Origin of the sequence: Acinetobacter gyllenbergii, from assembly GCF_001682515.1 — a bacterium.
GTDB classification, from domain to species: Bacteria; Pseudomonadota; Gammaproteobacteria; order Pseudomonadales; family Moraxellaceae; genus Acinetobacter; species Acinetobacter gyllenbergii.
In genome coordinates this window covers 472,142-484,454 of sequence record NZ_KV575263.1, presented here as the reverse complement: position 1 = coordinate 484,454, position 12,313 = coordinate 472,142, and the positions used below count along the sequence as shown (strand labels likewise).

Annotated in this window: 9 protein-coding genes, 2 tRNA genes and 1 pseudogene; 8 read left to right on the top strand and 4 right to left on the bottom strand. The window is 36.5% G+C overall.

Features of this window, described 5'->3' with window-relative positions:
• Positions 1–73 precede the first annotated feature (73 nt).
• Complete coding sequence (locus NG55_RS11455) at positions 74–856, top strand: hypothetical protein (protein ID WP_081408997.1); 783 nt, start codon at positions 74–76, stop codon at positions 854–856.
• A gap of 156 nt (positions 857–1,012) precedes the next feature.
• Positions 1,013–2,311 (top strand): SRPBCC family protein, encoded by a 1,299-nt coding sequence (locus tag NG55_RS11450; RefSeq protein ID WP_065343296.1) that lies wholly within the window; start codon positions 1,013–1,015, stop codon positions 2,309–2,311.
• A gap of 42 nt (positions 2,312–2,353) precedes the next feature.
• Here NG55_RS11450 and NG55_RS11445 read toward each other — a convergent pair.
• A tRNA-Arg gene (locus tag NG55_RS11445) sits at positions 2,354–2,430 on the bottom strand.
• 692 nt (positions 2,431–3,122) lie between these two features.
• On the opposite strand from NG55_RS11445, the gene NG55_RS21005 reads away from it, so the two are divergent.
• Together NG55_RS21005 and NG55_RS21275 are read left to right on the top strand one after the other, a co-directional pair.
• Positions 3,123–5,522 carry a hypothetical protein gene (locus NG55_RS21005; protein WP_228704179.1) on the top strand — a complete coding sequence of 800 codons (2,400 nt, stop codon included), beginning with the start codon at positions 3,123–3,125 and terminating at the stop codon, positions 5,520–5,522.
• Complete coding sequence (locus tag NG55_RS21275; RefSeq protein WP_228704178.1) at positions 5,495–6,349, top strand: hypothetical protein; 855 nt, start codon at positions 5,495–5,497, stop codon at positions 6,347–6,349. Before NG55_RS21005 ends, NG55_RS21275 begins: the two co-directional genes overlap by 28 nt.
• Positions 6,350–6,589: 240 nt before the next feature.
• On the opposite strand, the pseudogene NG55_RS11435 reads toward NG55_RS21275, so the two are convergent.
• Positions 6,590–6,823 (bottom strand): annotated as a pseudogene (locus NG55_RS11435) (transposase); the annotation flags it as partial.
• 108 nt (positions 6,824–6,931) lie between these two features.
• Positions 6,932–8,629: an ATP-binding cassette domain-containing protein gene (locus NG55_RS11430; protein ID WP_065343294.1), complete on the bottom strand. Its 1,698-nt coding sequence runs from the start codon at positions 8,627–8,629 to the stop codon at positions 6,932–6,934.
• Between the two features lie 384 nt (positions 8,630–9,013).
• Here NG55_RS11430 and NG55_RS21375 point away from each other — a divergent pair, with 384 nt between their 5' ends.
• From NG55_RS21375 to NG55_RS11415, 4 genes are all read left to right on the top strand, one after another.
• On the top strand, positions 9,014–9,148 hold the full coding sequence (locus NG55_RS21375; RefSeq protein ID WP_267284001.1) for a hypothetical protein: 135 nt from the start codon (positions 9,014–9,016) through the stop codon (positions 9,146–9,148).
• A gap of 93 nt (positions 9,149–9,241) precedes the next feature.
• Positions 9,242–10,603, top strand: coding sequence for an asparagine synthase-related protein (locus tag NG55_RS11425; RefSeq protein ID WP_141669897.1), 1,362 nt, complete (start codon positions 9,242–9,244; stop codon positions 10,601–10,603).
• Positions 10,604–10,616: 13 nt separating this feature from the next.
• The gene (locus NG55_RS11420) at positions 10,617–11,273 is read left to right on the top strand and encodes a lasso peptide biosynthesis B2 protein (protein WP_171257959.1); all 657 of its coding nucleotides are present in this window, start codon (positions 10,617–10,619) and stop codon (positions 11,271–11,273) included.
• Between the two features lie 462 nt (positions 11,274–11,735).
• Entirely contained in the window at positions 11,736–12,149 is a 414-nt protein-coding gene (locus NG55_RS11415; protein ID WP_228704177.1) for a hypothetical protein, read from the top strand.
• Positions 12,150–12,196: 47 nt separating this feature from the next.
• Here the strand turns inward: NG55_RS11415 and NG55_RS11410 are convergent.
• Positions 12,197–12,273 (bottom strand) — tRNA-Arg (locus NG55_RS11410).
• Positions 12,274–12,313: the final 40 nt, after the last annotated feature.

Here is a 12,313-nt window from a genome sequence, read left to right as displayed (position 1 = left end):
TGTGATGTTTTTCTCTTTTGGGCTCGCCCTTTTATATCAATTTAATTTTATCGATGAATTTAACAGTATGAAAATGATGAAGATGCCACAACAGTTTAGATCTTTGCTGCTTCTTTTAGGTCTTTTGATCACACTCAGCGCCTGTAGCCAACAATCCTTTCTCGAAAAGATTGTACCGCCCCAAGAAAAGGCTTTTGCTGAGGATATGTTTAATCAACTCAGCAACAAAAACTATGCCGCGGTTGAGAAATATCTTAGTCCAGAACTGCAAGATGAATCCACCCAGAGCACTTTGATCCAAATGGCTGGCTTATTTCCGGCTGAACCCGTTAAAAATATCAAGTTAATTGCAGCCAATAAAAGCTTATTTAAAGATGTCGTCACTTATGACTTAACCTTTGAGTATGAATTTGCAGATCAGTGGCTAATGAATAAAATCGTACTCAGTAAACAGGCAGATCAAATCCGTATTATTGGCATTCATGTTCAACCGATTGAGCATTCTGTCCAAGCCCTGCATGGCTTTACATTTGCAGAAAAAAGTCTACTGCATTATGTCGTGTTTCTCCTTGCCATTGTGATTCCATTGTTCTGTATTTATGCCTTTATCTTGTGTATCAGAACCCCGATGGCAAAGAGAAAATGGGTATGGCTAATTTTTATTAGCTTTGGTTTTATGCAATTTTCACTCAATTGGACTGATGGCAGTTATGCTTTTCAAATGTTGAGCTTCTTGCTCTTAGGTGCGGGTTACTTCCAGCAAACCGTTTACAGTCCAATTATTTTGCAAATTGCACTGCCTCTGGGCGCCATCTTGTTTGTTTATCGTCGTAAAAGCTTAATGGCTGAACAATAAACTTTGCCTAGACCCGCTTCGGACAACGACTTAAGCGGGTTTTACACAATGCGACTATTTTTTATGCATAAAAAATTTTATTAATAAGCAGTATTGATCGCTCATGCGCGTATCAAGTCATTAGATGAAATCACGGATAAAAATCAAAGGAATGTGATGGCTTATTTAAATGGTCTAATCTTGCCCTGTCTTTTATTAGGACTCACACAAAGCTGTTTTGCCAAAATATTGCCTTGGACAGACAATATTCCAAGTGCCTTACAACCTTTTCAAAATAATCCTCAACTGTTGGCCAGTTATACCCAAAACAATATTTTTATTTATGGTCATCCTGCGACCAAAACAGCCGTACCCACACTGAAAAGTAATCCTCAGCCCAGTGTCAGTTTTAACTCAGCCGCAATCATTGTCCCCGTCAATGCCCAACAAGTGTCCAAAACACTGACCGATTTCAGCCACTATGTCGGATTATTCCCAACCCTCAAATCGGCGAAAACATTAGAGCAGTCTGGCAACATTGTTCAAATGAAATATCGAGTCTCGATTCCAACCCCAATTCCCGTACTTAACTTTAATGAAGACGTTACGCTGCAACATCAGATTAAGCCGAATAGTATTGCCAGTTTGGTGATTGATGCGCCAATTCCCTACGGCGTCGGTAAATTTGAATGGTACGCCTTGGACGATCACCGCACCTTAATCACGTTGACCCAATGGGGCGATTTGAATCAACCCAAAGGATTTATTGTTAAGAAAATTCTCAATGCCATTCCTGAAGTAAAACTCGGAATTCCAAGTAGTAGCAATGCGTTTATTTTAGAATCCTTAAGAACCCGTTTTATTCAGTCTAACCTGGCTCCCCTGAATGCAGGCCAAATACCGAATTCGCAGTTGAATGCAGCACAACTGAATAAAGTCACACAATTGATTCAATCTGCTCAGCAACCTGTCAGTATTCTGCATGCGCCGACCAGTATGCTGTATACCCATGGCCGAGAATCCATGCGGTTTACCACCACCTACCAATTTTATAAACAACCGACCCAGCCCTTGCAGAAATGGCTCAGTCCATCGGCCTATCAAGAGCTGTTTCCTCGACAAATTAAAAAAGTGGTGACCACTCCCATCCAAAATCAGGCACAGGATGCGGATATTCAAGTCAATGTCGGTCTGGGTGTTATCAATATTCCCTTTGCCTTTAAATTGCGCTTTAACTATCCGCAACTGGTTGAAAATAATTTTTATGCCAATGGTGGAGATTTGCGTTTTATTAAGGGAAAAATGCAGTTGAGTTCACTGAATCAAGGCACCTTATTGAGCATGACCAGCGCGATGAAAATTGATGAGAAAGCCCCATTCTTGTTAAGAGCCATGCGCAGTCTGCCTTATCATGATGTACTCCCCGCCGTTGGGGGTAATGCTGTGTTTGTACAAAAAATCAAAGCAAAAATATAAGACGTAAAAAAACCGCATTTAAGCGGTTTTCTTTGTTCAAATTGGTGCGCTCAGAGAGATTCGAACTCCCGACCCCTTAGTTCGTAGCCAAGTGCTCTATCCAGCTGAGCTATGAGCGCATATTTGATGGAGCGCATTATACGCACTTCTCCTAAAATGATAAGCCTTTTTTCACAAGATTGCACTCAACTGGCTATAGATTCGGCATTTCGCTGTTATTTGCACAAAATACCCCCATAACCACCTTAAAATGCTCCTTCACGCTCTCATTTCATCAAAATCACTTCACCTCCCCCTTTATAATATTCCTCGGATTGGTAAGTTTTTTTAAATAACCCACCAATAACAGCCGAAATACGATAACTTTTGATGGGTATTAATTTTAAAAAATGAATTAAGAAAAAATTTAAAATATTGATCTTTATTAATTAAATATCATTAAAAATTCTTGGAAATATTTTTTTGCAAAGCAGTAACAAATCTTAAAACTTTCTTATTTCGATACCCGTTTTAAGCTCAAATATGGCTTTAATTGTCTGATAAAACAGGCTAAATAAACTAAAAGCAAAATCACCCTTGTTTTTCAAATAAAATACAATTGTAAATTTAATTAAAACAAATAAGTCATAAATATATTAAAATTCAATATCTTAAACTCATATTTAACAATCTTTTTTTAAACGGTTACAGATTGACAAAACAATTGTCACATATAACACTAAATACGATTAATGTGACTTTAATCACAAAAGAATCATAGCCATTTAATAATTACTCAAAACAACACAACTTTAAAAATATAGGTATCGTTATGCTTTTCAAAACTCTTTTATCACCCATTAAAAGTATTACTTCTAGTTTAGTTGATAGTAATACCTCAACATCACACGTTGGCGGTTCAATCCTAGCACCCCTCTCCTTATCCACAATTACAAATACTGTGACCCATACGGTCAGCAATATCACAAGCGGATCAGCCAGTAATCCCGTCAGTGCAGTGACAGGGATTTTAGGAAACGTAACAGGCAGTGCCAGCCCACTTTCAACAGTTACAAATATCATTGGTGGTGTTACTGGCGGGACAAGTGGAAATCCACTTGGAGCTGTAACTGGTATTATCGGAGGAATTACAGGTGGTACTGATGGCGGCCCTCTTGGTGCAGTAACAGGCATCATCGGTGGAATTACAGGAGGGACCAATGGTGGTCCTCTTGGTGCAGTAACAGGCATCATCGGTGGCATTACTGGTGGAGCTGAAGGCGGTCCTCTGGGTGCTGTTACTGGAATTATTGGTGGCATCACAGGTGGAGCTGAAGGCGGTCCTCTGGGTGCTGTTACTGGAATTATTGGCGGCATCACAGGTGGAGCTGAAGGCGGCCCTCTTGGTGCCGTTACTGGAATTATTGGCGGAATCACAGGCGGAGCTGAAGGCGGTCCTCTGGGTGCTGTTACTGGAATTATTGGCGGCATTACTGGCGGAGCTGAAGGCGGTCCGCTTGGTGCCGTAACAGGTATCATTGGTGGTATTACAGGTGGAGATCTTGGCAATAATCCAGTCACAGGTGTGATTCAGGGCGGCATCGATGTCCTTCAAGGATTGGAGAGTTTAAAAACCGATATCATCAATACAGGCATTGATACTGTTGCAAGTACGATTATCGGTGCAGTTCACCAGTCTGAACATCCTATTGGGGACTTAGCCAATCTAGGTACCCTCACTTTTGAAACCTCTCGCGATACTGTTAACGGTACACTTGAAGCAATTTCTGACTTAGCAGGTGCTGATATCGGTGGTGCCGCAGGTTCGCTGACTGGTGTTGTCGGCACACTGATTAATAATGGTTCAACCGCTTCTGGTCTGGTTCAGCATATTGCTGGCGATCTGACTGATGTGGGTGGCATTATCGGTGGTGTAACTGGTGGTATTGGTGGCGGCGAAGGCGGTCCTCTGGGTGCAATCACTGGCATCATTGGTGGGATTACGGGCGGTGATCTGGGCAATAATCCTGTTACAGGAGTCATCCAAACAGGTATCGATGTGCTTCAAGGTGTTGAAAGCCTGAAAACCGATATTATCAACACAGGTATTACTACGGTAGGTGGTGCAATTAGCAGCGTACTTCCAAACGTGCATCCAATCACTGATTTGACTAATCTTGGTACCCTCACCTTTGAAACTTCTCGCGATACCGTTAACGGTACACTTGAGGCAATTTCTGACTTAGCAGGTGCTGATATCGGTGGTGCCGCAGGTTCGCTGACTGGTGTTGTCGGCACACTGATTAATAATGGTTCAACCGCTTCTGGTCTGGTTCAGCATATTGCTGGCGATCTGACTGATGTGGGTGGCATTATCGGTGGCGTAACTGGTGGTATTGGTGGCGGTGAAGGCGGTCCGCTTGGTGCAATTACTGGCATCATCGGTGGCATCACTGGCGGTGGTGAAGGTGGTCCGCTTGGCGCAATCACTGGCATCATCGGTGGAATCACTGGCGGTATTGGCGGCGGTGAAGGTGGTCCGCTTGGTGCAATCACTGGCATCATTGGTGGAATTACGGGCGGTGATCTGGGCAATAATCCTGTTACAGGAGTCATCCAAACGGGTATCGATGTGCTTCAAGGTGTTGAAAGCCTGAAAACCGATATTATCAACACAGGTATTACTACGGTAGGTGGTGCAATTAGCAGCGTGCTTCCGGGTGTTCATCCTGTTACAGACCTTACCAACCTTGGTACCCTCACTTTTGAAACCTCTCGCGATACCGTTAACGGTACACTTGAAGCAATTTCTGACTTAGCAGGTGCTGATATCGGTGGTGCCGCAGGTTCACTGACTGGTGTTGTCGGCACACTGATTAATAATGGCTCAACCGCTTCTGGTCTGGTTCAGCATATTGCTGGCGATCTGACTAATGTGGGTGGCATTATCGATGGTGTAACTGGTGGTATTGGTGGCGGCGAAGGTGGTCCTCTGGGTGCAATTACTGGCATCATCGGTGGCATCACTGGCGGTATCGACGGTGGTGAAGGCGGTCCGCTTGGTGCGATCACTGGTATCATTGGTGGAATCACTGGCGGTATTGGCGGTGGCGGTCCTCTGGGTGCAATCACAGATATCATTGGTGGGATTACTCTGAGCAATAACCCTGTTACAAGTGTGATTCAAACAGGAATTGATGTGCTTTGTGCTTTCAAGGTGTTGAAAGCCTGAAAACCGATATTATCAACACAGGTATTACTACGGTAGGTGGTGCAATTAGCAGCGTACTTCCGAACGTGCATCCAATCACTGATTTGACTAATCTTGGTACCCTCACCTTTGAAACTTCTCGTGATACCGTTAACGGCACACTTGAAGCAATTTCTGACCTAGCAGGTGCTGATATCAGTGGCGCTGCAGGTTCGCTGACTGGTGTTGTCGGCACATTGGTTAATAATGGTTCAACCGCTTCAGATCTGGTTCAGCATATTGCAGGCGATCTGGCTGATGTCGGTAGCACCCTTGGTGCTATTACTGGTGAAGGCAGTCTTTTAGGTACAATCGTTGGCGGTATTACGGGAGGTATCGGCGGTGGTGAAGGTGGTCCTTTAGGCGCAGTTACTGGCATTATCGGTGGTATCACAGGTGGTATTGGTGGCGGCGAAGGTGGCCTGAGTGTGATTACAGATATTCTTGGAACCATTAGCAATGGTGTGAACAGTGGAGATGTTCTTGCTGGAATCGCACAACCTATACAAACCGTTATCAGCAATGGCAATATCGCGGTGGATACCTTACAAGATCATGTCAGCAGTTTATTCAGCGATGCTTCACTAGATAGTATCAATAACCTAATCAGTGTCAGTGTTGGCAATGGAGATTACAGTCTTCATGGCAGCGTAGATGGAATTTTGGATGCGCTCACTGGCACAGTCACTTCTGGTATTGCAATCGGTGAACCAAATCCAAATGGCGGCTCTTTAACAGATCTCGTGTCTCTGCAAGCTCCTCTCAACAACCTGACAGATCAACTCTTCAGTTCCGTGAATCATTTCTAAATAGATCGATTCAAAAAGCCGCTGATATCAGCGGCTTTTTATTTTTAAAACATTTATGAATTCTATTTTTCAGTTAAATTTAGTACTTATATTTTTTCAACCCAACACATTATGTTTATAATTACGGCACAAAATGTTTATTAATTTAAAAATAAAAATTACTTAAAGCCATAGATTTAAATATTTATAAAATTACTAATCAAAATATCACAAAACAACCCTATGTATCATATTGTTTACAGACTTTAATCGCTCTTCCACATGCATCTTTTTAGGTTTGGTATTCTCGAATTCTAGTTCTTTAAGTCGTGTCATTAATGATGTAGCCATACCACCATATTTAGCACGCCATTTATAGAATGTAGCATTGCTTATGCCGTGTTCACGGCAAAGGTACCTACAGGTGTCAGATTCATATTTAGTTTGTATCAAAACTGGCATAATCTGGCTGTCAGTAAATTTAGGTGTTTTCATGTAGAATCTCCTACTCCTATCCTAAGAGAAAACTCCACTTTCGATTCCTATTATTTTAGGGGGGGGATTACCTAGTAAAACAATAACTACTCTTTTTACACTAGCACATTAGTATTCATTTTTTACTAGTTTCTGTGATTCTACAAGAGGGAAGTGCAATTGTGAATCAGCTAACTTAATAAGGGAGTCTGAATGAGAAATAACAATAAGTGTGGAAACACTTTTTCTAATGATGTTGAAAACCTTTTCTGCCATTAAAGAATCAAGAGCGGAAGTAGGCTCATCTAAAATAAGAACTTCCGGCTTAGCTAAAATTGCTCTCACTAGATTAAATCTTTGTACTTCGCCACCTGAGAAAAACTTGAAAAGCTCATCTATTGGATCATCTAAGGAAATATTGTTGCTTACTAAAATTTTATAGAGATTAAATTCCTTAAGTGCTGTGATAAGCTCTTCATTAGAGTATTTTAAATTATTGTTATATAATATATTTTCCCTAACAGTGCCAGAGAAAATAAAGCTTTTCTGCGGGACAAATGACATTGTGTCATAGATTTTTGAAGAAAATGAAGCAGATATGTCCAAATCTCCAAAAAATAACTTTCCACTATCTATCTTATTTATGCCAAGTAATAAATTAATGAAAGAGGATTTTCCAGATCCAGTTTCACCTTTGATAACCAAAAAAACACCCTTAGGTATTACAAAGTTAAAATTCCTTAATATGTCAATACCATTGATGCTGTAGTTAACATTTTGAAATTTATAGTAAAAGTTATCTACCAGATAGCTTTTTTCTACAACTACATCTTTAGGACTTTTATAATATTTTTCTAATTTTTCGATAGAGACAAAGTGACCATTCGTTTGCATTAAGTTCTGTGAGACAAGGACTAACGGAGCGCTAAGTTCAATAATATACGAACTAATTAAAACAAAATCACCTGCAGTAAATTGATTACTATTGAACATGTATACAGCATAAATCATAGATCCTGTAAGAAATATACCAACGGCAACTACTTGATAAATCATTAACATACCAATTTTCAAATTACCATGAAATACACGAGAAATATAGCTTTCGCAAATCAATCTAAATTTACTTGTCTCAAAATCCTCAGAGCCTTGTGATTTAATATTATAGACTGAGTTTACTTTTTCTAAGAAAAACTTAGATTGGCTGTTATCCGCATCATAAATTTCATTAAAATAATTCCCACTTTTTCTGATAAGCATTAATGTTAAAACAAATATAAAAATAGTTGCTGCTGTAAAGAACAAAGAAAAACTTAAGCTAATTTTGAAAGAAATTACAGAAATTATTAGTAAAAACTGGATAATTACAGGAAGAATAACTAAAAAAATCGTATAGATAATCTGTCCAAATGCAAGAGATCCACGTTGTACATCAGAGTTCAAAACACCTATATCAATCTTGTTTACAAAATCAATCTTGGATTTTATAAAATTAGAGAAAGAAGAAAAAATGATATTAGCTTCAATATTCACCATAAAGTAGGCGGAAAAAATATTTGTAGTCCAAGTTAAGACTTTGAGTGCTACCCAAGCGGTTGAAAAACTTATTGCAAGTAAAAATATTAAATTCCTTTTATCAATGATATCAGTTATTAATATATTATTTGATGAATCAACGATTAGTTTCATTAAATATGGTAAAAAGGTTGTGAGTGCCGAAACTAAAATTGTAATTAAAAGGAGAATTGTGGCATGAAAGTATATCTTGGCATACTTTTCTTTAATTAAATTTAAATAGAATAAAAAAAGTTCCAATTTACTTTTCATAATTTTAGCTCAGTTTTTATTACGGTGAACGAAGATGTTGGTACCAAACATACATAAGATGGTTCTAGCGTAGAATTTTATTCCTATAAACAAAATCACTGTTATTTTTTGCAAAAAGACCATAAGTAAGTTTAATTTCCAACAGATAATGCTGATTTTTGAAAATAAAATCAACTACTTCAGTGTTATTTTTTTAAAATATTATTTACTATATTAATTTTAAGTTATCTTTATTATTGCTAATCATAATTAATTTTTATAAAAATTTATTTCAACTATTACTTACATTAAATTAACATTAATTATACACTTTAATTAATTAAAGAATTTAGAGTGAAAAGCTCCAAAACAATCAAAGTACATTATGTGCTAAAGGAAATATCTATGAAAAATTTAATTAAGAAATTAATTCAAAAAAATCAATTAACAAAAATCCATGCAACTTCCAATATTAATGGTTTTGGAGTAGGTCCAATCATTGAACTCCGCATGGGGGTGTACAAAATGGGTGGTGTATAATCTCTTAAAAAGGATAAAGAAGTATTAATTTAATTGATACTTCTTTTATCGATTCAATTTAACAATAAAATATTAAAAATCAGAATTACAGCTATGATTAACAAGTTAAATACTCAAGAGTTGGCCGATGAAGTTGATTTTTTTGATGGAAATCTAAGAGTTAGTAAAAATGGTGATGTTCTAACCATTTACAACAAATACAATTCAAATATTTGTTTTTATATGGAATTTATTGCTGATCACCTGTATTTTTCAGAAAATTTTTATGAACTTCCATCATTCGATATAAATAATATTAATCAAAGAATTCTTTCAAAAAGCCTTGATGGAAATATATTTGGGCATGATGTATTTATTAACAATATTTATCCTCTTTATCATGGTTACAAGTTAATAAAGGACAAAGAATTAATTAAAATTCAATTAATTGAGAGAAACTGTTTCTATACTGATCCTGCCGAGTGTTTATTATCTGTTATGGATAGAATCAGTGACGAAAAAAATATCGCTGTAAGCTTTTCTGGAGGTTTGGATTCAACAGCTATACTTTATTCTGTTAGAAACAAATACCCTAATAAGAATATAATTGCATTCACATGGTACAACAAAGGGTCTTCAAATAATGACCTTAAATACTCGGAAAAAATTTGTAATGATCTGTCTATCGAATTATTAAAAATTGACTTGGATACAGGTTTTTTGTTAAATGAATTTAAAAAAGAAAATTCCACTTTCTCACCATTTCCCTTTACCTACCTAACAAGTCTCGGTTTTGTTAAGTACTATATTTCTGAATTAGATAAGTATTTTAAAAAAGAATCTTTTGTCATTCTTGATGGTCATGGTGGCGATCATTTATTTTTCCAATCTATTCCCTATGAATTAATTAATTATAATTTCATAGCAAAAATTAGAGAATATTCAAATTTATATTCGATAAATTATTACAAGATAATAAAAAAGATTATACTTCATACGCTCAATCCTTCAAGAAGGCTAAAAATAGACAATTTACGTGACCAGAATATTTTTGTAGCTCTCGTAGAATCTTCGGTAGCCTCTGTACGCCTGCCCAGCCATATTAAATTTTTCTTTCCTTTTGTTACACCTGAAATGATTGCTTGTTCAGAACGATTCGACATATCTGAAACTTTCAACCATAGCTTCACACGTTTACATTTCAGAGAATCTTTTAAAAAAAAGTATAATTCAGACTATTTTTTTAGAATAAATAAAGGCCATATGACAGGTGCATATCAACGAGAACTTAAAAGAAATTATGTATTTTTCTCTAATCTTTTGAGAGATGGATATTTAGCTCATAATAAAATCTTAAATTATGAATTATTAACTCAAAAGCTAAAACTTGCATCATTAGGGGTCGGTGGTTTTGATGTTAATTTAATGAACTCTATAATTTTTGAATTGATATACAAAGAATTAGATGGTAGATAAAATGTACAATACAATGAAAAACAATTATTATGCAGTCAACTTGGATGGTGAGATTGTAATATTAGATTTAAAAGCTAACTATTTTCATTTTTTAGATATTGAACAGTCATTAGAAATAGAAAAATATATGAATGGCTTAGTATCTGTTAATTCTAAATTAGATGACTATCTTTTCTTATTTGAAAAGAATTCTATTTTATCAAAAATTGTTAAGTACGATGATATTGAAGGAATTGACAACTACTCATGGTCCGATGTTAGCCATTTTGTCAAAAATAATAACCAAGATATCAACATACTTGATAAAGTTTCAATAATTATCCTTTACTGTATTCTATTCACAGGAAAAAACTACTTTTTTAAACAAAAAGTCAATCTGCTCAAGCTTTTAAAAAAAAATACTAAATATTTTAATAAAGATTTGGACTATGCTAATGCTGCTGCTAGCTTCATTCATAAAGTATCTTCAAAACTTCCTTTTGATTTAAAGTGTTTGGAGAACGCCTTAATACTTGCATATTTCTTAGCACTAAAAAAGCATGACTTTAATCTTAAAATTGGGATTCAAAAGTATGATTTTCTATCCCATGCTTGGATTGAAGTAGATGATGTTGTAGTTTCAGATATGCCAGATTTATCAGCAAGACTTGCTATCATCTTAAAAATTTAAATCTTCATGCTGAGTGCTAATGATTTTAAACCTAAATAATAAATTTTAACTAATAGATTTTCCTATGTCGAAGTGATGATAGCTTATATTATTTAGGTTGTACTTCAAACCAGTATCTTAGTATTTTTAGATCAGTACTTAACGATTGAAAAAGTCCCTTTATCTAAGTCAGAGATCGATTATCAATGCACTGTCACTAAACCTATATTGTGGGCTACTACCTATTGGATTAACCCTGAGTGGATAGTTTTCACACATTTACATTATCTTTATAACTTTAGCGATGCTGATGATATCTAGATAGGAGAGGTTTTATATGCCAATTTTTTAAAACAGTTATACGGTTACACTACAATTATGTCCTGGTGTAGATAGAGGTTGAAGCAAACTACCGATACACAAGTGGATGGGAAAAATGTGAAAGGGCGACCCTAGTAGGTTGGGGTGATTTGCCGAGGGGAAATGTATAGCTTCTCTATACATGACGATTTGATTGAAAATGCCTATTTTGAACAAGATGCAGATAAACAGCCCACACAAGCAATTCAAACTATCTATTATTATCAAACGATACCAATCGAAAACACCCTACCCGAATATCAACTCAAAGCCATTGACTATCTAGATCTAAAAGGAAATTTAATTCATTTAAATTACAATAAAATAGCACCCAATAATCCGATTGCAATGCAAAAACACAACTGGAAACTATGGATCATCACATTCATTGGCGCTTGGCTATGTTTGTTGATTGTTTTTATGATTTCTACTTTATTAAAGATATTTTCAAAAAAAATAAAAGTTACGCTGATTGCTTTACTTGGTCTGTATTATATTTCAAGCCTTTATGAAAGCTTGATGATTTATATCTCCTAAAATTCAGGCACAAAAAAACCGCAATTAAGCGGTTTCTTCTATTAAGTTGGTGCGCTCAGAGAGATTCGAACTCCCGACCCCTTAGTTCGTAGCCAAGTGCTCTATCCAGCTGAGCTATGAGCGCATTACTTATGTGCCTATTCAGGCGTGTGTTACATTAATCT

Coding starts and splice junctions, on each gene's coding strand:
- NG55_RS11455 (WP_081408997.1), top strand. CDS start 74: ATGATGAAGATGCCACAACAGTTTAGATCTTTGCTGCTTCTTTTAGGT.
- NG55_RS11450 (WP_065343296.1), top strand. CDS start 1,013: ATGGCTTATTTAAATGGTCTAATCTTGCCCTGTCTTTTATTAGGACTC.
- NG55_RS21005 (WP_228704179.1), top strand. CDS start 3,123: ATGCTTTTCAAAACTCTTTTATCACCCATTAAAAGTATTACTTCTAGT.
- NG55_RS11430 (WP_065343294.1), bottom strand. CDS start 8,629: ATGAAAAGTAAATTGGAACTTTTTTTATTCTATTTAAATTTAATTAAA.
- NG55_RS21375 (WP_267284001.1), top strand. CDS start 9,014: ATGAAAAATTTAATTAAGAAATTAATTCAAAAAAATCAATTAACAAAA.
- NG55_RS11425 (WP_141669897.1), top strand. CDS start 9,242: ATGATTAACAAGTTAAATACTCAAGAGTTGGCCGATGAAGTTGATTTT.
- NG55_RS11420 (WP_171257959.1), top strand. CDS start 10,617: ATGAAAAACAATTATTATGCAGTCAACTTGGATGGTGAGATTGTAATA.
- NG55_RS11415 (WP_228704177.1), top strand. CDS start 11,736: ATGTATAGCTTCTCTATACATGACGATTTGATTGAAAATGCCTATTTT.